Raw genomic sequence first — 23918 nt, forward strand, 5'->3', positions numbered from 1 at the left:
AGCTGATGACCGGATTGATGGCAGGTAAGCGCGGGCTGATTATGGGCCTTGCGAACGACAAATCGCTCGCTTGGGGTATTGCCAAGAAACTGAGCGAACACGGCGCGGAGCTGGCTTTTACCTATCAGGGTGATGCGCTGGCAAAGCGGGTAAAGCCCTTGGCTGAACAGCTTGGATCCGATTTCACTTTCGAATGCGACGTTTCCGAAATGTCTGCACTCGACCGGGCGTTTGAAACGCTCAAATCACGCTGGGAAACGATCGATTTCGTGGTTCACGCCATTGGTTTTTCGGACAAGAGCGAGCTGCGCGGCAAGTATGTCGACACCAGCCTCGACAACTTCCTCATGACGATGAATATTTCAGCCTACTCGCTGGTCGCGGTTGCCAAGCGCGCCTCTGAAATGATGCCCGATGGCGGTTCGATCATCACCCTGACCTATTACGGGGCGGAGAAAGTCATTCCGCACTACAACGTGATGGGCGTTGCCAAGGCGGCACTGGAATCCAGCGTAAAATATCTTGCCAATGATCTTGGTCCGCAGAACATCCGCGTCAACGCAATTTCGGCGGGTCCGGTCAAAACACTCGCCGCGAGCGGGATCGGCGATTTCCGTTACATCCTCAAATGGAACGAGCTCAATTCACCGATGCGCCGCAATATCACAATCGACGATGTTGGCGGGTCGGGGCTCTATTTCCTGTCCGACCTGTCGTCCGGCGTTACGGGCGAAACCCACCATGTCGACGGCGGCTATCACGTTGTCGGCATGAAACAGGAAGACGCGCCCGATATCGCGCTGGATTGATGCAGCAGCCCGTCTTTAAGGGCGGGTACCGCCGCAAACGCCCGGCCTAGTTACCAAGTATCTCGATCCGGTTGATGGTGCCGCGAATTGCGCTGCTGCCGGTCCATGCCCGCGCGCGGATCGCAATGGTGACAAAATCGCAGGCCGCCGGTTTTCGGCCAATCCGGTAATCGCGCGACCCAAGCCTGAGCGGCTCATCATAGAACGGCTGCTCCGCCCCCGGACAGCTCAGTTGCAGGCGCACGTCCTCAACCTGACCGGGCGGGGTCAGGTCGTGGTTGATCCGCAGGGCAATCGGCCCGTTCCGCAGCCGGATATTCCGGCTGGCGAGGAGGCCGCCCTTGCCGCCGCGGACGAACACTTCAAGCTGGTCCGGGGTAGCCGAGGGCTGCGCACGAAAGCCTGCTTCATCCGCCAGTTCCCAATCGAAGGGCGAAAAACGCGCACGCCAATCGATGATCATCCGGTTGCCAGATGGCGGCGCAGGCTCTTCGTTGGCCGCACGGTACACTTCGTACGCCTTGTCCAGCTGGCCCGCACTGGCGAGACCCGAGATCAGGCGCTGGTCAACATCTGGCGAAACCGACGCGCGCTGCAAGCGCAATTCGGCAAGGTTGGTCAAAACCTCAGGCTTGCGCACGGCAAACTTGAAGAAATCTTCCTGCCATTCGGACTCCTGATCAAGGATGCCCGACAGCGCCGGCAGCGCGTCTTTCTCTGACAATGCCTGAAGCAGGATTGGGAAGAAGTTTGCTTTTTGCTCGGGGTGAACGCTCAGGATCATGTCGAGCGTGGCAAGCGTCGCAGCGTAGTCTTTCTGCGCAACGCTTTCTTCCAGCACGAGGCCCTGCAGCAGCAAATCCCGCCGGTTGAGCTTGCTGGCTGCATCCAGCAGGGCACGCTTCCGCTCCGGATTCTGCTCAGCCACTGCGAGGACGGCATAGGATTTCGGGCTGAGGGGATCACGGGCAATGGCGCTCAGGGCCACAGGGGATGCTGCCTGCGCCGATGGCACGAGGTCATCGCGTTCCTTCACAGCCGACATGAATTGCCGCGTTGCCTGCTGTTCCAGCGCGAGGCCGTTCACAGAAAGGAGGCGCGACGAAAGTTCGGGCTGTTTCCGTGTCAGGACGCTACTGCCAGCCTGAACCGCGAGAAGCGCAGCAAGAACTACCGCTCCGGCGCTCGCAGCAAGTATCCTTGGCATGCGCCCGCCCATATCAGGCGCCGCGTTCTACCAATTCGCTGTCACGATCGCCGTAGCCATAGCCGTAGCCGTATCCATAGCCGTAACCATAAGCGGAATTGCGCTGGTCCAGCTTGGTCACGACCGCACCGAAGATGCGCGCATTGGCGGTCTTCAGGCGTGTGAGAGCATTTTCAATCGCACGGATATTCACGCCGTTGGATTCAACCACGTAGACCACGCCTTCAACCGCCTTGGAAACTTCCAGAGCGTCAGCCAAACCAAGAACCGGCGCACCATCGACGATCACCTGGTCATATTCTTCCAGCGCTGTGTCGATGACGTGTTTGAGGTTAGGTCCGGCCAGCAGTTCGACGGGATTGGGCGGCTTGTGGCCGGTTGGCAGCAGGTCGAAGCCGTGCGGTTCTACCGGGAACACGACACCAGCAAGTGGTCCGTTACCCGCCAGCATACCGCTGAGCCCTTTTCCGGCTTCCGCATTCACACCGATGAAATCGCTCAGACCGGAGTGACGCAAATCGGCGTCGATCAGAAGTACCTTCTTGCCCAGCTGCACGAAGCTGCGGGCAAGAGCGACCGACGAGATACTCTTGCCTTCGTTCGGGCGGGTCGAGGTGAGCATAATTGCACGCGGCGCACCGTTCGGCGTGAGGAACGCCATGTTGGTACGCGCAGCAGCATACGCCTCGCTGATTTCCGAACTCCGCCGCTCCAGCTCTTCCACGATATCGTCGGATTCGACGCGCGGGATGAGGCCAAGCGGCGACAGGCCGAGCTTGCGTGAGACATCCGAAGGATCGCGGATCGTCTGATCCATGGTTTCGCGGAGATAGACCAGCGCGGCAGCGACCAGCAGCGCAGCGATCAGGCCGATCAACAGGTTGCGGATCAGCGACGGCGCGTAGGGCGCGCCCGGAGGCGCAGCGGCGTCGATCAGGTTCATGTTGTTCTTGCCGGCACCCGCCGCTTCCAGTTCCTTGTAACGCTGCAAAAGCGCATCATAGAGCTGGCGGTTGGTATCAACTTCGCGTTTCAGGATACCGTACTGGATGCCGGTACCCTGCTGGCCAAGGAAAGAATTTTTGGTCTGCTGGAACTTCGCCCGCAGCTGCTGTTCTTGCAGCGATGCCTTGCGAAACGCTGCCTGCAAATCCTGGTTGTCGATGCTGCTTTCACCGGTCAGCGCCTGGCGAAGTGAAGCGATCTCTGCCTTCTTCGCCTGAATTTCCGGATAACCGGGGCCAAAGCGCGATTGCAGATCTGCCAGCTGCGCCTGCGCTTCTGCCAGTCGGCTGCGAAGCCCGGCTGCGGCAGCCGCGCCAGCTTCGTTGCGAGCCCCTGCGCGCAGGGCGCTTTCCGCCTGAATACGCTGGGTGGTTGCCTCTGCCAGCGCAGCATTCAGCGCAGCGAGTTCCGACCCGACCAGAGACTGGCCTGCGGAATCGGAGCCTTCGCCTGCCGCATCGGAATTCAGAATGATGATTTCATTCGCATTCGCATAATCGATAAGCTCGCGTTCGGACAAAGCGAGCCGTTCGCGCAGTTCCTCGATCTGGTCTTCAAGAAATTCGCGCGCCTCGATGTTGGCACCAAAACGCTTTTCATAGTTAGCTTGCAGGAATTCCTGCGCCCACAGATTGGCAATCCGCGCCGACACGTCGGCATTCTGGCTCGAGAAACGAATGTCCACCAGGCTCGAAGTCGGCACGGGATCAATCGTCACGTTGTTGCGCAGGACGCTTTCGAGACGCTTAGCCGAGATAGTGCCGGCATCGCGCAGATCGAACGCATTGAGGAATTCTTCGTCGCGCGTCAGATTACCCGCTTCGATCACGCGCTGGGCGAGGAATTTGGATTCCAGAAGCTCATACTGCGTCGTGTAGTACTGGAAATCACCGGACCGGCTCTGGATTTCGATTGGCTCGGCTGAAGTGATGTTCTGCTGGACCATCGAAATCTCGATCCGCGACGTCGCACGGTAAAGCTTCGGCGACAGCAAAGTAATTGCCAGACCGGCCAGCAGGCCGAGGGCAATGATGCCGAGCAGCCAGTATTTGAGATTAAGCGCCTGGATCCAGAACCGTTCAAGGTCGATCCGGAACGAATCCTCGGAGCCGCCCTCTTCCGAGGAAGCTGCGGCGCCGGGGTATTCGTTCGCGACTGATGGGGTGTTGGTCATCTTTACTCGCGATCAGTTGAAAGTGCGATCAATCAGGATCGCGCTTGTCGACAGCAGCGGAATAAACTGCAGAATGTTTTCCAGATTTCGGCGGCCGGGGGAATCGCCAACCATGACGATATCGCCGGGATAAAGCATCGGATCATCATAATTGCCGCGCTGGATCGCTTCGATATTGTAGACGCCGATATACTTCTGATCGGCAACTGTGCGCATAACGAGCACGTCGTCTTTCTTGGCATAATCGTCCAGCCCGCCGGCGTTGTTCACCGCGCGCAGCAACGTCCGCGATGTGCCAGCCGGATAGGTGCCCGGCTGGGTGACTTCGCCGCCAACTGAAATGGACGGTACCGTCATGTTCGTCGGGCGAACGCGGACCTGCGGGTTGACGATATATTCGCCGCGAAGCCGATCGGCGATCATGCGCGCGACCTGATTGGGCGTCTTGCCGGACACGAACAGGTCGCCGACCAGCGGAAACGCGATGTAGCCTTCAGCGTCTGTCAGGTAAGTACCACTGAGACGCTCTGCATCGGCGACGTTGATTTCAAGCTGTTCTTGGGCACCAACGGTGTAAATCTGTGATTTGGACGGAGCCGGAAGCTCCGCAAGTGAGGCAACCTCGACCGACGAGGCGAGCCCTACGGAGCGGTCTTTCGCACATCCAGCCAGCGTTAGGGCCATAGCGAAAACAGCAAGCGCCGGTTTGAAAATTCCTGTCATGACATCCTTCAGATCCCGAAGCCCGAGGCCTTAACCATGGCCAGAGCATAAGCAAAGTGGTTTTTGCCCGCAACCGTGGCCGCGGGCGCAATACACTAGCCTGAAATAGCGGGATTTCTGCGGTCGATGGCAAACAGCCCGACCAGCCATATCGCAGCCATCTGGAATAACGGCGTCCGCAGAGGATAATCTGCCAGGCTGGCAAACACGATTATCGCTGCAACGGTCAGCCAGAATACCGGACGGGCCAGGCTGCTGTTCCTCCGCCACATGGCCAGGATGCCGCGCCCCACCCAGACGGTGAAGATTGCCAGAATGGCCAATGCCGGTACCCCGCCTTCGATCAGCAGCTGGGCCCAGTCATTATGCGCCTGATTGACGTATGACGGAAGCATCAGTGAGGCCGGTTCGTGAATATGATAAACCTCCTCAAACGACCCGAAACCGGCACCTGTCAGCCAATAGGCAGCGATCATCTCACCCAGAATGGGCAGCAGGCTCCAACGCAGATCATCGAACGTTCCGCTTTCGGTAACCCGGTTGAGCGCCGGAATGCGGTCGAACATCAGGAAAATCGCGATCACGCCGGCAATCGAAGCCGCCAGAACCGCAAGGGCCCAGACCGGCTTGATCGAGGGTTGCCCCCCGCCCTGCCCGCGGCGGCGATGCCCCTTCGCCCAACCAATTCGGAACAGCAATGCACTGGCCCCCAAGGCGAGGACCGTCGTCAGCAGTCCGGCGCGGGACAGACCCACCAACGCTGCCAGCAAGACCAGCAGGAACAGCGCGGCGAGCAATGTCTTCTGCCACGCACGATCGAACCTGAATTCGGGTTGGGTGGCAAGAAACGCGATGATTACGAGCGTCAGCGACGAAAACACTGCGCTGTGATTGTGATTGGCGAAAAAACCCACCGCGGAGCCGAAATTGGTGATTTCGTAGAAGAAAAGCGCCTGCGAACTGCCGCCGATCACCTGCAATATTCCAAGCAGCGCATTGAGCGAGCCGAGTGCCGCCAAAACCATGAGGATGGCGCGGCGAGAGGCACCTGCTGCTGCCAGGACCAGCAATGCTGCGAGCGGGACAATCAGGCTGGCCGAAGCGTTCAGTGTGCGCGTTGGCACCAGCGAAATTGGCCGCCAGATATCGGCTAGGCCGATCTGCGCGCCTATTTCAGCGACGGGTTCACGGCCCGGCAACGCTTGCCACAGGCCCGCCGGCAGGGGGATCAGTTGCAACAACATCCACAGGCCCAGCGCCCCGATGAACATCAACGGTGCGCGGATTGCGGACAAATCCTGCCTGCCAAGAAAAATGAAGATCGGAATCAGATAAAGGGCCGCCATCGGGCGCAGCAAGACAATTTGCGCTGCATCGGGGCGCGAACTGCCTCCCAAAAGGGCAACGAAGGCAGCGAACAATCCCAGCAAAACCCAGCTGGATGGCGCAATAGAATTGTTCTGATCGCGGGTCATTTTCATTTCGGTTTTTGGCATCCAAACATTGGGTTGCTTATTGCAGGGTGCTCTTCAAGCCGAAAAGGTCGCTGTCAAGCCATTGCGGCCTTGACTGTGGGCGGCGCTTCCGCAACGCAGCGGCGCGAAACAGGCAGGCAGCCTTCCGCTGCGTCCGGAAGCCGCAAGCAGTAGGGCCGGGGCCGTGAACAGGATCGAAAATTGATGAATTTGTCGGACAAGAAAATCGCCGTGATCGGGCTCGGTTATGTCGGCCTTCCCGTGGCTGTGGAATTTGGCCGGACGCGACCCGTACTGGGTTTCGATATTCGCGCACGCCGCGTTGCCGAACTGCAGGATGGACATGACGAAACACTCGAAGTCGACGGCGACGAGCTTGCCGCAGCAAAGCATCTTGAATTCAGCTGCGAACCGGCTGATCTCGCTGATTGCGACGTGTTCATCATTACCGTTCCCACACCGATTGACGAGGCCAATCGCCCCGACTTGACGCCGCTGGAAAAATCCTCCGAAACCGTGGGCAAGGCGCTGAAGAAAGGCGCCGTGGTGGTGTACGAATCCACCGTCTATCCAGGCTGTACGCAGAATTTCTGCGTTCCGGTTCTGGAGCGTGTTTCCGGCCTGACCCACAATGTCGATTTCTTCACCGGATACAGTCCTGAACGGATCAATCCGGGCGACAAGGAACGCCGCCTTCCGCTGATCACCAAGATTACCAGCGGGTCGACGCCCGAAGTCGCCGATGCGGTGGACGCGCTGTACGCGGAAATAATCACCGCCGGTACGCACAAGGCGGCTTCGATCGAGGTTGCCGAAGCAGCCAAGGTTATCGAGAACACCCAGCGTGACGTGAACATCGCGCTGATCAACGAATTGGCGATCCTGTTTGAAAAACTGGGCCTGGACACGCGCGAAGTGCTGGCGGCGGCAGGCACCAAGTGGAATTTCCTCCCGTTCACACCGGGCCTGGTTGGCGGGCACTGTATCGGCGTTGATCCCTATTACCTGACCCACCGCGCGGCACAGGTTGGCTATCATCCGGAAATGATTTTGGCAGGCCGCCGGGTGAATGACGGGATGAGCGCCTATGTCGCGGACCGGGTTGTCCACCTGATGCTGGGCAACCGGGTGCCGGTGGTGGATGCAAAGGTTCTTGTTCTTGGCCTGACGTTCAAGGAGAACTGCCCGGATCTTCGGAACTCGAAAGTGGCCGGTGTCATCCAGCGCCTGCAAAGCTTCAACACCTCGGTCGACGTATATGATCCGTGGATCGATGCGGACGAAGCCGAGGAAGAATTCGGTATCCGCCCGCTTTCGCAGCAACCGGCCAAAGGTGCGTATGACGCGGTCATCCTCGCCGTGGGCCATCACCAGTTTGCCGATATGGGCGCCGCCGACATCCGCGCATTTGGCAAGGAAAATTCGGTATTCTTCGACGCGAAGGGTCTGTTCCCCAAGGAAGACAGCGACGGCCGCCTTTAAGGCGTCATGTCGCGAGAACCACGATGGTAAGGGCCGTTCTTCTCAACGATACCCGGATCGACAGGCACCATGGCTGCACCACGGTGGTCGAGACAATCGGCACGCTGAGCGCCAGGAACGGCATCCAAATTATCGCCAGCAGCCCGGCACATCACGACTGGCACGCCGACGCGGAAATCGCGGGCGCTATCAAGTCGGCCGACCTGGTGATCGTGAACGGTGAAGGGACCGTCCATCATGACCGCCCGGCAGGGCTGAAGCTGCTGGACGTTGGCCGGTTCGCGCGTGAGCACGGGACGAAAGCGGCGCTGATCAACTCGACCTGGCAGGCCAACGGCGCAGACGCGCTGCGTGCGCTGGAAGCATTCGACATCGTGACGGTGCGTGAAAGTGCGAGCGAGGCCGAACTGGCCGTGCACGGACACCAAGCGCGGCGCATTCCGGACCTCGCCCTCTACCATCAGCCGAAGGTATCTGAACCGCGCAGCGGCGTGGGTTACTGCGACAGTGTTCAGGGCCCGAAAGCATTGGCGCTGTATGAACAAATGTGGGCGATCGGCGCGCAGCCCCTGCCGCTGGTGCAGCTCGATATGCAGCCCATGACGGCGCTGCGCTGGCTGCTTCGTTTCGGCCCCACCAAAGCCGCGATCTTCAACCCCGCTCACGCGCTGAAAGCGCTGCGCGGAACGGTGCAGGATTACCGGGAACAGGAACCGAGCCGAGACGTGACCACCGGCAAGGTAAGCACGAAACAGCTGGTTGTGACCGGGCGGTTCCACATGATGATCTTTTGCCTCGGGGCGCACACTCCGATGCTCGCGCTCTCGTCGAACACCCACAAGATCGAGGCGACGCTGGCCGATGCCGGTCTGCAGCCGTGGCGTGTTGTGGCGAAGCCAGGCGACATCGATGCCGGCCTGATCGAACGGGCATCGCAGTGGCACGGTGACGAGAGCAGCAATCTGGAGAGATTCCGCAGCGAAGGCCGCGCCGCCATGAAAACCCTGTTCGCTGACTTGGCCGCATTGGCGGGCCGCTGAATGGCGGCGCCCCCTGCCAGTTTGGGTTCCAAAGGCCCCGTTGCAAACATGACTTCGCGAGTATCGGCAGCGGCAGCCCATATTTCGGACCCGATGTGGCAATTTGAACTGGCGGCGCTGGCAGCAGCAAATCCCCGGCAAATCGGGACTGTCCGGCCCGGAACGGCTAACTGGCTTCTCCAATGGGCGGCGAATGCCCTGGCGGCGCTGTCGGTCTTTGCTTTGTTGCTGCGATATGGGGGAACTGCCCCGGCGAAAGCTCGCCCTGTAATAGCTGGCTCCCCCTATCTGGCGGCATTGCATGCTGAAGACACGACCCGGACGCGGCATTTGCGCGGGGCGCTGGAAAAATATCGGGCCGCCTCGCCATCCGCGCAGCCAGCGATCCTGTTGCTGGGCAGGCCGGCGGGAACGGTTGCTTCGGCAGCTGAACAGCTGGATGTGCAGGAACTGCTTGATCGTTCGAAATTGCTGCGGCCACTTTCTCTTGGCAGCTTGTTCAAGGGATTGCCGCAGGCGTTTGTGAAGCTAGCAAGAGGTCCACAGGCAACTGGCGGCTTCCCGGCCCCGCTACCATTCCGCGAACGATTGGCGATTGCGTATCGCATGGTTCAGGGCGCGGCTCACGCAGCATGGTGGAACAGCGCTGCAAGTGGGCTTGCCCCGGCGAAAGCCCTGTTCGGCCACACCGGAACCGCCGACACTTCGCAGCTTGAGGCCGCGATGCAGGATCACGGCTGGCGCACAGTCCATGCGGTACACGGTACAAATATCGGCTGGCCATTCGCCGGCCTGTCAGATGTGGCTGTTTTCCAGACCGGCGCCGATGCCCGGTTGGGTGCCTCGCTGCCCGCCTATGGCAACTGCACGCACCTTCCCCTGACCAAGCCAGAAGTATCGCGAGGGAACGGCGACTGGGCACTCCTCACGTCATACACTCACTTGCTGCATCCCGATTTTGCCGAGCACGGCTCTGCGCTTGATCGGCGGCTAATCGGATGGGTCAGGGCAGCAGCAGAGCAGATGGGGCAGGATCCCGCGCGAATTTTCTGGCGCCCCCACCCGCAGATCGATCTGGTGGACCCGGCAGAAAAGCGGGCGCTGGAAAATGCAGTGGCCGATGCAGGTTTCTCCCGCTGGCCAGCCGCGCGCCCTTATGAATGGCTCGGGTCGGTTTCTGCCGCCATCACGACCCCTTCAACAGTGCTGACGGATGCCTTGCGGCTGGGCCAGCCAGCGATCGTGGCCAGCCTGTCCGAAATGCAACGCGACCTTTTGTATGGCGCCCATCCCTTATTAGTGCAGGATGAAGCATCGCTAAGCAACGCGCTACGTACTGTACTCGAACCGCAAAGCCGCGCATCTGCTTTCATGCAGGCGTGGGACGCTGTGCAACCCGGCGACAAGGCCAGCATCCCCTCTCTGCTCGACGCTGCAAGTGCTTAAGGCACCAGGGAGGGCTGTTGCCGCCCCTGCTGACCAGCGAAATCATTAAGTGGGCTTTCGAACCAGCGCCATGAAGCAAGCCCAGCGACATAGGTAAGCACCGATGCGGCGATAAATGCGGGCCAGAATCCCAACGACAGCGAAAACTGGGTGTCCACCACCAACAGCGCTTCGATGAAGAAGAGGTGGAAGAGATACATGAAGTAGGACACCAGCCCGACACTGGCTGCGCCCTTTACGAACCATCCGCTTTCCCCGGTGACCCGCGCTAATGCTGCCACCCACAAGGCCGCGGCAAGGCCAAAGATCAGATAACCGACAGTGCCGATAAATGGCGGATACCATGCAGCAAAACGGAACAGGATGATCGTGGCAATGGTTGCAGCGCCATAGACCAGCGCGGGCCGCCTGATCTGCAGCAGACGGTCGAAAGTCCCGATTGCGGCCAGCGCTCCAAGGGCAATCGCATCGAGCCGTGCGGGCGGAAACAGGCCGATCATGTGGTCTTCCCAACCGGCCACGAAAGCCAACCACATCCGCAAAGGCAGCGAAAGCACCACGATGGCGATCAGCGTGATCTTGAAACGATCCCATGATTTCCATGCCAGCAAGCCCAGCAGAATATAGGCTGTAACCTCCACTGACAGCGACCATGTGATGGTATAAGGAACCAGCGCCTCACCTTGAAAAGGCAGCATGTAACCTGTCAGAAACAGGAACGGTTTCCAGATGTTGGCAAGGTTTTCGCCTCCCGCGACAAGCCAGTCACCCAGACCGAATACCGCAACCGCGACGACAAAGATCGGCACGATGCGGAAGAACCGCTTGCGGAAAAACATCGCGATATCGCTGCGGTTCTTCTCTTTCGACAGGATCATCCCGACCAGAAAACCGCTGAGCGCGAAAAACAGGTCCACGCCCATCCAGCCGGTGACACGCAGGAAGCGCCCGACAATGTCGCTCTGAGGCGGCTCAAAACGGTAGGATGTGTGGTAGGCAATAACCAGCAGAACGCCGAGCGCTCGGATCGAGTCCAGTCGATTCAGGCGCTGAGCTGTCGAGAATTGGCTCGAGAGCATAGTTGATTTTCATTCGCAAAGTGTGGTGCGACCCCGAACGAAAATGGCGGAATTCAGCCGTTTAAGCAACCATTTCGGATGCAATTACGGCAAGATTCCAATCTCGAGCTCCCAAGCCTCTAAAAAGAGGGCATTTTGATATGGGATGTGTGCTTTCGAAGAGTTTGCGAATTCCAGCCAACCGGCCATCATGATCAACATCACAGCACTAATCGCCAGTCGCGCTGCACGGCGGAACCGCTGGTCGATCATCTGCGGAAAAGCAGCCCAGACATACATCGACACCGGGAACCAGTAGAGCGAAATGCGCCCGGCTGCCGCCGATGCGACCGCCGCCAGCGGCAGCGTCAGCAATGCAGCGAAAGCCATGTTTCGGATCAGTTCGTTCGGGAACAGCGCATCACGGTATCTTGGGAACAGGAAATAGAATGATGCCGGGACTGCGGTGATTGCGATGTGGAATATCGCGCCACCCGACTGCACCGCCTCTGTCTGTCCCGACCCGTATGCCTGGTCGTAATAGTCCGCAAATCCGGTTTGCTGCAGGTAATAGATCGCGGCCAGGCTGAATACGCCAATCCCAGCGATCTTTATCACGCGCGGCATTTTTATGTCGAACGCGACGAAGGCCAGCATCAGCACCGCGCTGGCGTGGAAGCCCGAGCACAGCAAGACGCACACAGTTCGCCCGACCACTCCGAAGCGGTACCAGTTCGCAATCAGCAACATCAGCAGTCCGGCGGCCAGCGCCTGCCGGTTCGCGCTCATCGATACGACCACGATGAAAAACGGCAGCGCCGCGATCAGCGCGAGCCATGGTTCTGGCGTTTTTCGTGCCAGAGCAAACAGCCCGGTCATCAAGGCCGCGGTGGCTATCAGATTGACCGCGTACATGCCCCATCCGGTCCAGGCGCCAAATGCCAGTAGCAGTGCGTAAAACGGTTCTGCCTGGACGAATATCCGACCAAACGAGCGAGCATTCTCGACTGAATAGATCATCCGCAGATAATTGTTCCAGTCCATCCCGACATGGTGCCTTAGCCCGACGAACAGCACCGTTATGACAAACAACACGGCCCACGGCAGCATGCCGGGGCGTTGCGGCCGCCCCAATGTGGCGGCAGCTGCGAAAAGACTGCCGAATACTAGGTATGGCCACATGGCCCATGTTCTCCGATGCGTGGTTGTGCAGATGCGCCAGATGCCGTATCGGCCCCGCTCCAGCAAGGGCGAATGTCCTTTCGGAAGAAAAGACGGCCGGTTGCCCCGGTTGTCGATGTGCAGACTGAACTAGGCAGGGACACAATCAAGGATGAAAATGCGCCTGATAATCGCGCTATTGCTCGTCCCGTTCCCCAGCTTCCTGAAAGTCTGGGCCTATCGCATCCTGTTCGGCTACAAGATCGGCAAGCAAGTCAAAATTGGACTCAGCGCCATTCTCGCCGACAAATGCACGATCGGCGACAGGTCACGGATCGGACATTTCAATCTGTTCTATCGTAATCAGGATTTGCGCATCGGCAGCGACGTAATCGTCGGCTTCGCCAACAGGATTTTTGGCGGCAAAGTCGTCGATATTGGCGACAAGTGTCACATCTTTCGTTTCAACGAGATCAATTCGATCCTCGACCCACTGGTGCTGGGTGATTTCGATCCAAGGCTAGAACTGGGCGAAGGGTCTGTGATCACAGTCAATCACAAGATCGATTTCACCGATAAGGTAACGTTCGGCCCGTCGGTCGTGTTTGCCGGGCGAAATTCCAACATCTGGACGCATAACCGGCAGAAAACCGCGCCTGTATCAATCGGGCGCAATTGCTATGTCGGCTCGAACGTGCAGTTCGTGGCCGGATCATCGATTGGCGAGTATTGCGTTCTGGCTCTGGGATCGGTGGTGACCAAGAAAATTGCCGGAGAATGGCAGATCGTTGCCGGAATGCCGGCCAAGGCGGTCAAGCCTCTGGACGAGGATTCCAAGGTGCTGGTGACATATCCTACCCGGCCCGACCTGGAGGGTTTAGACAACGCTCTCCCACCGGCCAGCTGACAGTCAATGCGGTTGCTGTTTGCCATCAAGGGTCTCGTCATTGCAGGCGGCGGGGCTGAGCGGGTATTTGTCGAAGTCGTAAATGCTCTGGCACAGCGCGGGCACGACGTTCATGTCGCAACCTTCGATCATCCGGGCCAGGACCTGTTCTACGATCTCGATCCGGCAATCCCCGTCCATTTGCTAGGCGCCGGCGAACCGGGCGTATCGACCCCGCGATCAAACATGCCCAAGATCATGCTTGGCGTCCGCAGGCTTGCCAAAGAGCTGCGGCCCGATGCGGCGATTGCCTTCATGCATTCAACCTATGTTCCGGTCGCGCTCGGTCTGCTTGGCACTGGCGTGCCGATGATCCTGAGCGAGCATACGGCAGGCGCGCATTTCGATGACCGGCCGCTGGAACGCGCTTTGACGCGCCTGGTGCAAAAGCTCTCCTATGCCAAAACGGTCGTGTCACCGGTCATTCGCGACGAACATCCCGCTGCATATCGCAGTAATCTGGTGGTTCTGCCCAACCCGGTCAGTATGGCTGCTTTCGAACTGGCAGCCGAGACCGATCCGGACAAGGTAATCCTTTGTGTAGGCGGCCTGAGGGTCGAAAAAGGTCAGGAAATACTGATCGATGCGTTCGACAGGATAGCTGCCGATCATCCGGGATGGCGCCTGCGTTTTGTCGGTGACGGCGTTACTCGCCCGCAGGTCGAGGCGCGGATCGCCGCATCCCCCTTTGCCAATCGCATCGAATTGCCCGGGGTTCTGCGCGATGTGCCTGCAGAATACGCGAATGCTTCGATAGTGGTGGTGCCGTCACGGTATGAATCGCTGTCGATGGTTGCGATCGAGGCGATGGCGAGCAGCCGGGCCGTGATCGGCTTTGCCGATTGCGCAGGGCCGCGGGCGCTGATCGAAGACGGAGTGAACGGGCTACTGGTCGAACCGGGCGATGACCGAGCGGGTGCGCTGGCACAAGCGATTGAGCGTCTGATCACCGACAGCAGCGCACGCGCCAGCATCGGTTCGGATTCTCCTGAAACCGTATCGGCCTATTCAGCCGAAAACGTTATAACCGAGTGGGAAAACCTGCTGATGGCGGCGGCCAAACGCGCGCCTTTACCAACGGCAAGAATCCCCCGGTGATCCGCCCAGTGAACATCCGGCCCGTATCCCAGGGGCCGACAGCAGAAATCACCTCACTTTCCTGCGCCGCCTTTTCGGCTATGCGGGCTGCGTTGAACATTTCGTCTGGAGTTAATTGACGCACATGTGCGGTTTGGCAGGAATATTTGGCCCGGTAGACGGCTTGGGCGGGCAAGCGATGGAGCCGCTTGTGCGTCTGATGACCGGCGCGATCACCCATCGCGGCCCGGATGCTGATGGCCTGTGGACCGACCCAGAGGCAGGCATTGGGCTTGGCCACCGGCGGCTGTCGATCCTCGACCTGTCGCCTGCAGGCGCACAGCCCATGCAATCGCAAGATGGCCGGTTTGCGATTGCCTATAACGGCGAGATCTACAATTTCCCGGCATTGCGGCAGCAATTGGAGCAGCGCCACGGCGCGATCGAATGGCGCGGCCATTCCGATACGGAAATCCTGGTCGAATGCTTTGCGCGCGAAGGCATTCAAGCGACGCTGGACAAGGTCGACGGGATGTTCGCCATCGCGCTGTTCGACCGCCAGAAACGCGAACTGACCCTGATCCGCGATGCATTCGGCGAGAAGCCAATGCACTACGGATTCTGGAAAGGCGCGCTGCTGTTCGGGTCCGAACTGCACAGTTTCGAGGCTATTCCCGGCTTCCGGCCTTCGATGAACCTCGATGCGCTGGGCAGTTTCTTCAAATATTCCTACATCCCCGGCCCCGCCTCTATCTGGCAGGGTGTCCTGAAGCTGCCGCCAGCGCACCTCGTGACATTTTCCCAGCAGGATATCGCCGCGCAGCAGATGCCCAAGCCGCAAGCATGGTGGGACATGACCGGCGATGCATTGCAATCAATCGGCCGGCAATTCGGCGGCTCGCTCGATCAGGCGGTGATTGAAGCGGAACGGCTGGTGCTCGCAGGCACTTCGCGGCGGATGGTATCCGATGTTCCGCTGGGCGCGTTTCTGTCGGGTGGGATCGACAGCTCACTGACCGTCGCAATGATGCAGGCCAGTACGGACAGGCCGGTACGGACTTTCTCGATCGGCATGGCAGAAGACGGGTTCGACGAATCTCCCGCCGCCGCTGCCGTGGCCCGGCATCTGGGGACGGATCATACCGAGCTGGTTCTGACCCCGGAGCAGGTTCAGGACGCCATACCCGGCATTTCGGGCGTACATGACGAACCCTTCGCAGATTCGAGCCAGGTGCCCACCTACCTCGTTTCGCAAATGGCCCGGCGGGATGTCACCGTGGCGCTTTCAGGCGATGGCGGTGACGAAATTTTCGGCGGCTATAACCGCTATTTCCAGGGCCCTCGGGTCTGGAATAGAGCCGCCAGCCTGCCCGCTCCGCTCCGCCGTGCGGTGGGCGCGGCGATCGGCAGTATCCCCGGTGGCTTGGTGAACGGCGTGGTTCGCACGCTTGGCCCATTGGCGCCCAAGGAACTGTCAGCGGGCCGTGCAGCTGAAAAATTGCAGAAGCTCGCCCGCGTCATGTCGATGCCCAACGAGGCTGCTTTTCACGATCGCTTGCTAGCGACTTCCGACCGCCCGGAAAGCATTTTATCATGCGGAACGGATATGGCCCGCCTGCCAGACAGGCTTGATCCGCGCGCCGCAGGGCTGACATTTGCCGAACGCGCCATGCTGGTCGATACCGCCAATTACATGCCGGACGATGTGCTGGTGAAAGTCGACCGGGCCGCGATGGCTGTTTCTCTCGAAACGCGCACACCTTATCTCGACCGAGACCTGTTCCGCTTTGCATGGAGCCTTCCGGCCGCGATGCGGGCCGGTAGCGGAGAGGGTAAGACCATCTTGCGCGAACTGCTCTATCGGCACGTGCCGCGCGAATTGGTTGATCGGCCCAAAGCAGGCTTTGCGATCCCCGTCGGGCGCTGGCTTCGGACCGGGCTGCGCGACTGGGCAGAAAGCGAACTGTCATCGGATGCGCTCGGCAATAGCGGCCTGCTGAACACCGCAGTCATTCGCGAACGATGGGAAGAACATCTCACGGGCAAGCGCGACCATGAAACCATGCTCTGGAACGTCCTGATGTTTCAGGCGTGGCACAGGCGGCAGACAGAGCGGGCGCCCGACTGATGCTGCGCACCTTGATCAAACAGGCGGCGTCCGTCGCAGGCATGCGGGTGTTCGGAACGGGACTGTCAGTGCTGGTGTCGGTCGCGATAGCGCGGCTCTATGGTGCAGATGCCTTGGGAGTTTACGCCTATTGCGTCACTCTGCTGGCAATTGCAGCGGTTCCGGTGTCAAACGGTTGGTCGACCATGTTGCTGCGCGCCGTCTCACGGGTGCATAAACTGGGCAGCGAAGCGCGTGCCATGGCGCGCCTTGGCGCCCGGCTTGCAATTGGCTTCGCCGCATTGGCCGCTGCAATTGCAACTGCGGCGGTTCATTTTGCCAGTTCGGAAATCGCCGCTGCGCTGGAGCCCGTGGCATTCACTGCTATCGGCTTGCTCTTCCTAACGCTTCTTTGCGATCAAATATCCGCCATGCGAATGGCATCGATGCGGGGGTTGGACCGGCCCGCCCTTGCGCAGCTTCCGGAAAGTCTTGTCCGTCCATCGCTGCTCCTGATGGGCGTGGCGATAGGCTGGTGGGCTTTTGGTTCTTCCACGCTATCATCCAACCTGCCGATCCTGTTTGCTTCCCTGGCAATTGCTGCGGTTGTTTCCGCAATCATCGGCCAGTTGATCATTACCCGCCTGACCGGCCGCGCCGAATCCCGCCGCCCGGATCCAGCCGAGCGCAAAGCCTGGTTCGCCAGTGCCGCAGCGCTTGCCGGTAGCGCGGGTCTGGTCCAGCTCAACGGATATGTCGATATGCTCATTCTGGGCAGCTATGTCGCGCCCGCCGAGGTTGGACTATACCGGGCAGCACTACAGATCGCGATGCTGGCCAGTTTCGGTTATATCGCCCTAAACATGCTGGCCGGGCAACGATTTGCGAAATTCACCGGAAGCGGCGATCACGAAAGCCTGTCTAGAACAGCGACGCATCTTGCGCGGCTCGCCCTGCTCACTGCCATTCCGCTGCCACTCATTCTGCTGATAGCCGGAGAAGACATATTCGCATTACTGTTCGGCGCAGCTTTCGAAGGTGCTGCGCTGCCGGCGCTGCTGATCGCCGCAGGTTTCACATTCAGCGCAGCAATCGGCATGGCGCGTACGTTACTCGTCATGCAAGGCAACGAGTTTCTCGTCATGCGTACGACCTTCGCCGCGCTTGTCCTGAACGTGGTGCTCTGCATCTTGCTGATCCCTCGATACGGTATTATCGGGGCCGCCATCGCAAACCTGTCCGCCAATATCGGGTGGAACATGCTGCTGTGGGTCTTGGCCCGCAGGAGTACAGGGGTCGATTCAAGTGTTTTCGGAGCGAATGCAGGGTTCAAGAATGGCTGAGGCAAAACAGCGGCTGTATCTTCATATCGGAACCCACAAGACCGGATCATCGTCGCTTCAGCATTATCTCGGTGCGCAGCGAAAGACGCTGGCCGGCCACGGGTTCTCCTATTTCACCGGCGCTTACGAACCGGACAATCATGTCGAATTCTTCGCAGTAGCCATGCGTGCAGAGCGCGAGGCATTCTCTCGGGCGAAATACGGCATCGAGCAGACGGACTACGCCCTGGCCGCAGCCGCAGCGAACTTCCAAGAGTTTCGGCAAGCTACTCAAAAACAAGCTCTGATCGTCTCGACCGAAGGGCTGTCCCTGCTTCGGCACGATGATGAAATGGAGCGACTAAAAACGATTTTGGACGCAGAAACGCTCGATATCGTCCCGATACTCGTCTTGCGCGACAAGGCGGCTTTTCTGGATTCGTTCCGCAAGCAAATACTGAAGCATGCGGATCGCGAACTATCGGATGATCCGGCAAGCATAAATTACGTTGGGCAAGACAGCTGGCTGGCTGATTTCGGCGCGATCAAATCATTGTGGCGCAAACACTTCGGTGAGGATGCTTTGCGTATCATCGACTACGATCAGGCAATGGAACGCGACGGAGATGTCCTTCCCGCTGCCTTGAAAGCGATGGACCTGCCGGAAAGCTTCATTCCCGTGGCCGGTTCGGTCAGAGTAAACACCGACACTTTCAAGACTCGTATCAAGAGATTTTTGCGTAAGATCGGATTCGGCAGCTAAAACAGGTGAGCAGCGTGACCCGATTTCTTCGACCGAATTGCCAGTCGGATGATGAGAAGATAGGGTCTGATTGTATTCGTTAGGGACACGGCCTCCCAGTCAATCAACAGAGTTAGCTTAAACCATGTCCATTACGAAGGCTCTCAAAAGCAGTTTGCGTTCGGTGCTGGTCAATCCCGTGATTGGTTCTGTTGCCCTGCCAGTTGCCAAGGCGTTGCCCGGAGAAGACTGGAAAAAGCGGCTTCCGGTGGCAAAGCCCCTTTCGAAGCTCAATCTGGACGGCGCCGGCGAAGTTGTCTTGGCGCGGCCTGACCGCTGCCATGTCGCACAGGAAGTTTACTGGGGCGGCGGGAAGCTGGACACTGGGCAAGACCGGCTCGCGCTTCATGCAGCGCTGGCTTTCGCGCGGCAGACATCTGTCTTTCTTGACATAGGTTCTTACACAGGCCTGTTCGCGCTCGCCGCAGCGCGTGCCAATCCGGAAATTCAGGCCTATGCCTATGAAATTGTGGGTGAAAACTACCTTCTTCTGTGGGAAAACGTACTTCACAACGATCTGGGCGCACGGGTTGAGCCGCGTCTTGTTGCTGTCGGCGGCGAAAATGGCGAGATTAGGATACCTTACGCCCAATCGTCCGGGCAGCTGGCATCTTCGGTGGACATCAGCTGGAGCACCGATCACGGTGTGACGGTTCCGATGCGCCGCCTGGACGACCTCCATCTGGATCACGAGGGCGAAGTATCGCTGAAAATCGATGTCGAAGGTTTCGAGATGGAAGTGTTCGACGGTGCGCAGCAATTCCTCGCGAAATACAAGCCCGATATGGTTTGCGAGGTGCTCCGCCGCGCCAAGCGCGTCCCGGAAATGATGGAAATGCTCAAGTCGCACGGATATCGATGGTTTCATATTCGGGAAGACGGATTTGCCCGCCGCGACATCATTACAGCCGACAAATTCCGACGCGACTGGATGTTCAGTTGCAAAAGCGATGAAGAGTTGGCCAAAATGGGCCTGACACTTATCGGCTGAAGCTGCTACCGGGCGCCGAAACTAAAGAACAAATTGGAAATTATCGTGTCTGAATTGAGTCAGAACTCAAACGCTGCCGCCGAACACGGTGCGCAGGTCATTCGCACTGAAGTGAACGCGCTCACCCAGATGGCAGACAGCCTTGGTGACGATTTCGCCCACGCGGCACGGCTGATGTGCGAGACCCAAGGCCGGGTCATCATCTCCGGCATGGGCAAGTCCGGTCATATCGGAAACAAGATTGCCGCGACGCTGGCATCGACCGGGACTCCGTCTTTCTTCGTCCACCCCAGCGAGGCCAGCCATGGCGATCTGGGAATGATCACCAAGGACGACGTGTGCATCGTGATTTCAAATTCGGGCGAAACAGCCGAATTGCACGGATTGCTCGCCTACCTGACGCGCTTCGCGATACCGTTCATCGCGATGACAAAGAACGCCGACAGCACACTTGCAAGACAAAGCACCGTGGCACTTTTGCTGCCCAACGCGCCTGAGGCTTGCAGCGTTGGCATGGCACCGACCACTTCCACCACCTGCACCCTCGCCATGGGCGATGCGCTGGCGGTTGCAGTGATGCGGATGAAAGGTTTCGCCAAGGAAGACTTTCACGTTTTCCATCCCGGCGGAAAACTGGGCGCTCAGTTCGTGCGGGTCCGTGACGTGATGCACACCGGCGATGAATTGCCTGCGGTTGCTGCGGATCTGGCCATGGGCGATGTGCTGGTCGAAATGAGCGCAAAGGGTTTTGGCGTTGCAGGCGTCGTCGACGGTCAGGGAAAGCTTTACGGCGTGATTACCGACGGTGACCTGCGCCGCAATCTGGACGGCTTGATGGACCGCAATGCCGGCCAGACTGCCACCACCTCCCCGCAAATTGCCGAACCGGACATGCTGTTGACCGAAGCCATGGCGATCATGAACAGCCGCAACATCAGCGCACTGCCCGTCCTTGATGATGCTGGCAGCTTTGTCGGGCTGATCCATATTCACGACTGCCTGCGCGCCGGCGCGGCCTGACATTTCAGGCTGCATGCCATGCATATCGTTCTGACCGTCAACGCCAGCTGGAACATCTGGAACTTCCGCAAGCCCCTGGTCGAGGCGCTGGTTGCAGATGGCCACGAGGTTACGATCCTGGCCCCGCGTGATGACACGGTGACCCGGCTTGAAAGCCTGGGTGTTAAACACGTCCCGCTGGAAATGGATGTGCGCGGCCTGGGCGTGCTGAACAACCTTGGTCTGGTCGGCCATTTCCGGCGGCACTTCGAGGCACTGCAGCCGGATATTGTCCTGAGCTATACGATCAAGAACAACATTTTCGGCGCGATGGCAGCACGCGGCTTGGGAATACCGTTCCTTCCGAACGTGACCGGGTTGGGTACGATTTTCCTCGGCTCCCGCCCGATGTTCATGGCTGGGAAGCTGCTGTACCGCCATGCAATGGGCCGGCTGCCCACCGTGTTCGTCCAGAACGAAGATGATCGCGACTTCCTGACGCAAAACAAGCTGCTCAAACCGGCCCAGCTTCGCCTGCTGCCCGGCTCCGGTATCGATCTGGACGGTTTCGCTGCCTCGCCCTTGCCTGCGGCGGACGGCAAGACGGTGTTCCTGATGATTTCGCGGCTGATCCGCGACAAGGGTGTGAGCGAATATCTGGAAGCGGCCAGGCGTGTCCGTCAGGAGAACCCCGACTGTATTTTCCAACTGCTTGGCCCGCTTGGATCGGAAAATCGCACGGCCATCTCACAAGACGAACTGACCCCATACACAGACGATCGATCGGTCGAATACCTTGGCGCGACGGATGACGTCCGGCCATATGTCGAGGCGGCGCACTGCGTGGTCCTGCCTTCCTACCGCGAAGGAGCGCCGCGTTCGCTGATCGAAGCGGCAGCCATGGGCCGCCCTGTTATCACAACCGATGTCCCCGGCTGCCGGGCAGTGGTCGACGATGGTGTGTCAGGGCTTCTGTGCGAGGTGCGTAGCGCCGCCAGTCTGGCTGGGGCCTGCACGGCGTTTGCAAGTCTGCCACAAGAACAGAAACAAGCGATGGGCGATGCTGGACGTGCGAAAATGGCCCGCGAGTACGACGTGTCGATCGTGATTGAGCGTTACAAGGCAGCAATGGCTGAACTTGTCGGCGCAGGGTGACGACCCTAAAGACGCCGCTGGATCATCAAATCACCGAAAGCATTGCAATGTCCCGCGACACCCTGATCGTAATTCCCGCCCGCTATGCGTCGCAGCGCTATCCGGGCAAACCGCTTGCCGAATTGCGCGGATCGACCGGAAAAGCGAAATCGCTGATCGAGCGCAGCTGGGAAGCGGCGAAACGCGTGCCATCAGGTGACCGAGTGGTGGTGGCATCGGACAGCGATGAAATTCTGGAGGCCGCGCGCGCGTTTGGTGCCGAGGCAATTTTCACCTCCAGCGAATGCCGCAACGGAACCGAGCGCTGCGCCGAATTGCTTGGCGCGCTGGACGAAGAACCGGAGATCGTGGTCAATTTGCAAGGCGACGCGCCGCTGATCCCGGAATATTTCGTCGAGAGCCTGATCGATGCCATGCGCGCAGACCCGTCGGTAGAGGTTGCGACGCCGGTCGTGCGCTGCACCCGCGCGCTGTATGACAAGCTGGTCGCGGACGAGAAAAAGAACATCGTGGGCGGTACGTTTGGAGCGATTTCATCGGCCGGAAACGCGCATTATTTCTCCAAACGGATCATTCCGCATTTCGATGCCAGCAAGGCGGATGACGACAATCTGCCGGTGCTGCTGCATATCGGGCTGTATGCGTATCGCCCGGCGGCGCTGCGCAAATATGTCGCTGGCGAGCCATCCCAGCTCGAGCAGCTGGAAGGGCTGGAGCAGCTGCGTTTCCTTGATCTGGATGTGCCGATCCGCACGATCGAGGTGAAATCGCCCGAATGGGAAATCTGGGAGCTCAACAATCCCAGCGACATCCCTCATATCGAGGCATCGCTGGAAATTATGGGTCTGGAATAACTCGGCAAATTCCCAGCAGCGGTAACCATTTTCTTTTTCGTGCGTTTCGCCTAGAGGGCCAAGCCAACATGACGCCAGTCACACGGCTTACATTTTAGAGCTTTAGCGGACCCTCTTCGCGCTGCGCACACCGACACATTCAATACTGGACACTGAAATATGAAACTCTGCGGCAAAGTTATCGGACTCGATCAGCCATTTTTCCTGATTGCCGGCCCGTGCGTCATCGAATCCGAAGATATGGCCATGCGCACATCCGAAGCGATCAAGAAGATTGCCGACGATCTGGGCATCCACTTCATCTACAAGAGCTCGTTCGACAAAGCGAACCGCACTTCCGGCACCAGCTTCCGCGGTCCAGGCCTCGATGAAGGGCTGGAAATCCTTGCCAAGGTGAAACGCGAGATCGGCGTTCCAGTGCTGACCGACGTGCATGAAAAAGAACAGGTTGCCCCGGTATCGCAAGTTGTCGACGTGATGCAGACCCCGGCGTTCCTTGCCCGGCAGACCGATTTCATCACCACCGTCGCTGCCGCCGGTATTCCGGTCAACATCAAGAAAGCGCAGTTCATGGCGCCCGGCGACATGGTCAATGTGGTCGAAAAAGCCGTCACCGCGTCCAAGGACGCAGGTCATGACGGGGACAACATCATGGTTTGCGAACGCGGCGCTTCCTTCGGATACCAGAACCTGGTTTCGGACATGCGCAGCCTTGCCATCATGCGCGAGACCGGCCGGCCAGTGGTGTTCGATGCAACACATTCTGTCCAGCTTCCGGGCGGACAAGGCAAAAGCTCCGGCGGACAGCGCGAATTCGTGCCGGTTCTGGCCCGTGCAGCGACCGCTGTGGGCATTTCCGGCCTGTTTATGGAAACGCACCCCGATCCCGCCAATGCAATGTCGGATGGCCCGAACGCAGTTCCGCTCGACTACCTCTCGCGCCTGCTCACTAGCCTGGTTGAAATCGACAAGGTGGTCAAAGGCAGCCCCTTCCTCGAAGACGAACTCGCCACTTACGGCTAACCGCCGCCAGGGCTTTCTTGTCTCGGTCACCCGTGCCGTTTAGGTAGGGATTTCGCCTGAAG

The 23918-nt window shown here is 59.2% G+C and carries 20 protein-coding genes; 14 read left to right on the forward strand and 6 right to left on the reverse strand.

The window, feature by feature from the left end; genetic code table 11:
• Nucleotides 1–5 precede the first annotated feature (5 nt).
• Nucleotides 6–809 (forward strand): enoyl-ACP reductase FabI, encoded by an 804-nt coding sequence (gene fabI / locus PO778_RS10970; RefSeq protein WP_160731194.1) that lies wholly within the window; start codon nucleotides 6–8, stop codon nucleotides 807–809.
• A 46-nt stretch (nucleotides 810–855) separates the two neighbouring features.
• Here the strand turns inward: fabI and PO778_RS10975 are convergent, their stop codons facing one another.
• The 4 genes from PO778_RS10975 to PO778_RS10990 form a co-directional block, all read right to left on the reverse strand.
• Nucleotides 856–2016: a hypothetical protein gene (locus PO778_RS10975; protein ID WP_271439652.1), complete on the reverse strand. Its 1161-nt coding sequence runs from the start codon at nucleotides 2014–2016 to the stop codon at nucleotides 856–858.
• A gap of 13 nt (nucleotides 2017–2029) precedes the next feature.
• The gene (locus PO778_RS10980) at nucleotides 2030–4195 is read right to left on the reverse strand and encodes a GumC family protein (RefSeq protein WP_271439653.1); all 2166 of its coding nucleotides are present in this window, start codon (nucleotides 4193–4195) and stop codon (nucleotides 2030–2032) included.
• A gap of 12 nt (nucleotides 4196–4207) precedes the next feature.
• Complete coding sequence (locus PO778_RS10985; protein WP_160731191.1) at nucleotides 4208–4918, reverse strand: polysaccharide biosynthesis/export family protein; 711 nt, start codon at nucleotides 4916–4918, stop codon at nucleotides 4208–4210.
• A 95-nt stretch (nucleotides 4919–5013) separates the two neighbouring features.
• Nucleotides 5014–6414, reverse strand: a complete 1401-nt coding sequence (locus PO778_RS10990) for an O-antigen ligase family protein (RefSeq protein WP_271439654.1) — start codon at nucleotides 6412–6414, stop codon at nucleotides 5014–5016.
• 183 nt (nucleotides 6415–6597) lie between these two features.
• Here PO778_RS10990 and PO778_RS10995 point away from each other — a divergent pair, with 183 nt between their 5' ends.
• Genes PO778_RS10995 through PO778_RS11005 form a run of 3 tightly spaced genes read left to right on the forward strand, consistent with a single transcriptional unit; the run spans nucleotide 6598 to nucleotide 10361 of the window.
• Complete coding sequence (locus PO778_RS10995) at nucleotides 6598–7875, forward strand: nucleotide sugar dehydrogenase (RefSeq protein ID WP_271439655.1); 1278 nt, start codon at nucleotides 6598–6600, stop codon at nucleotides 7873–7875.
• Between the two features lie 23 nt (nucleotides 7876–7898).
• Nucleotides 7899–8915, forward strand: coding sequence for a polysaccharide pyruvyl transferase family protein (locus tag PO778_RS11000; protein WP_271439656.1), 1017 nt, complete (start codon nucleotides 7899–7901; stop codon nucleotides 8913–8915).
• Nucleotides 8916–8963: 48 nt separating this feature from the next.
• On the forward strand, nucleotides 8964–10361 hold the full coding sequence (locus PO778_RS11005; protein WP_271439657.1) for a hypothetical protein: 1398 nt from the start codon (nucleotides 8964–8966) through the stop codon (nucleotides 10359–10361).
• On the opposite strand, the gene PO778_RS11010 is transcribed toward PO778_RS11005, so the two are convergent.
• Both PO778_RS11010 and PO778_RS11015 read right to left on the reverse strand, forming a co-directional pair.
• Complete coding sequence (locus PO778_RS11010; RefSeq protein WP_271439658.1) at nucleotides 10358–11440, reverse strand: acyltransferase family protein; 1083 nt, start codon at nucleotides 11438–11440, stop codon at nucleotides 10358–10360. The genes PO778_RS11005 and PO778_RS11010 overlap by 4 nt on opposite strands.
• 84 nt (nucleotides 11441–11524) lie before the next feature.
• The gene (locus PO778_RS11015; RefSeq protein ID WP_271439659.1) at nucleotides 11525–12529 is read right to left on the reverse strand and encodes an EpsG family protein; all 1005 of its coding nucleotides are present in this window, start codon (nucleotides 12527–12529) and stop codon (nucleotides 11525–11527) included.
• A 229-nt stretch (nucleotides 12530–12758) separates the two neighbouring features.
• Between PO778_RS11015 and PO778_RS11020 the strand changes: the two genes are divergently transcribed.
• The 10 genes from PO778_RS11020 (at nucleotide 12759) to kdsA (ending at nucleotide 23856) form a co-directional block, all read left to right on the forward strand.
• On the forward strand, nucleotides 12759–13487 hold the full coding sequence (locus PO778_RS11020) for an acyltransferase (protein ID WP_271439660.1): 729 nt from the start codon (nucleotides 12759–12761) through the stop codon (nucleotides 13485–13487).
• Nucleotides 13488–13493: 6 nt separating this feature from the next.
• The gene (locus PO778_RS11025) at nucleotides 13494–14624 is read left to right on the forward strand and encodes a glycosyltransferase (protein ID WP_271439661.1); all 1131 of its coding nucleotides are present in this window, start codon (nucleotides 13494–13496) and stop codon (nucleotides 14622–14624) included.
• Between the two features lie 124 nt (nucleotides 14625–14748).
• Nucleotides 14749–16731 (forward strand): asparagine synthase (glutamine-hydrolyzing), encoded by a 1983-nt coding sequence (asnB, locus tag PO778_RS11030; RefSeq protein WP_271439662.1) that lies wholly within the window; start codon nucleotides 14749–14751, stop codon nucleotides 16729–16731.
• Entirely contained in the window at nucleotides 16731–18053 is a 1323-nt protein-coding gene (locus tag PO778_RS11035) for an oligosaccharide flippase family protein (protein ID WP_271439663.1), read from the forward strand. The genes asnB and PO778_RS11035 overlap by 1 nt, the downstream gene beginning before the upstream one ends.
• The gene (locus PO778_RS11040; protein ID WP_271439664.1) at nucleotides 18046–18795 is read left to right on the forward strand and encodes a hypothetical protein; all 750 of its coding nucleotides are present in this window, start codon (nucleotides 18046–18048) and stop codon (nucleotides 18793–18795) included. Before PO778_RS11035 ends, PO778_RS11040 begins: the two co-directional genes overlap by 8 nt.
• A gap of 124 nt (nucleotides 18796–18919) precedes the next feature.
• Nucleotides 18920–19825 carry an FkbM family methyltransferase gene (locus PO778_RS11045; RefSeq protein WP_271439665.1) on the forward strand — a complete coding sequence of 302 codons (906 nt, stop codon included), beginning with the start codon at nucleotides 18920–18922 and terminating at the stop codon, nucleotides 19823–19825.
• A gap of 45 nt (nucleotides 19826–19870) precedes the next feature.
• A complete protein-coding gene (locus PO778_RS11050) occupies nucleotides 19871–20845 on the forward strand; it encodes a KpsF/GutQ family sugar-phosphate isomerase (RefSeq protein WP_271439666.1) in 975 nt (324 codons plus the stop codon).
• A gap of 18 nt (nucleotides 20846–20863) precedes the next feature.
• Nucleotides 20864–21979, forward strand: a complete 1116-nt coding sequence (locus tag PO778_RS11055; protein ID WP_271439667.1) for a glycosyltransferase family 4 protein — start codon at nucleotides 20864–20866, stop codon at nucleotides 21977–21979.
• 47 nt (nucleotides 21980–22026) lie between these two features.
• Nucleotides 22027–22833 carry a 3-deoxy-manno-octulosonate cytidylyltransferase gene (locus tag PO778_RS11060; protein ID WP_271439668.1) on the forward strand — a complete coding sequence of 269 codons (807 nt, stop codon included), beginning with the start codon at nucleotides 22027–22029 and terminating at the stop codon, nucleotides 22831–22833.
• A gap of 159 nt (nucleotides 22834–22992) precedes the next feature.
• Nucleotides 22993–23856, forward strand: a complete 864-nt coding sequence (gene kdsA, locus PO778_RS11065; protein ID WP_271439669.1) for a 3-deoxy-8-phosphooctulonate synthase — start codon at nucleotides 22993–22995, stop codon at nucleotides 23854–23856.
• Nucleotides 23857–23918 lie beyond the last annotated feature (62 nt).

Source organism: Pontixanthobacter luteolus (assembly GCF_947494915.1).
GTDB classification, from domain to species: Bacteria; Pseudomonadota; Alphaproteobacteria; order Sphingomonadales; family Sphingomonadaceae; genus Pontixanthobacter; species Pontixanthobacter luteolus.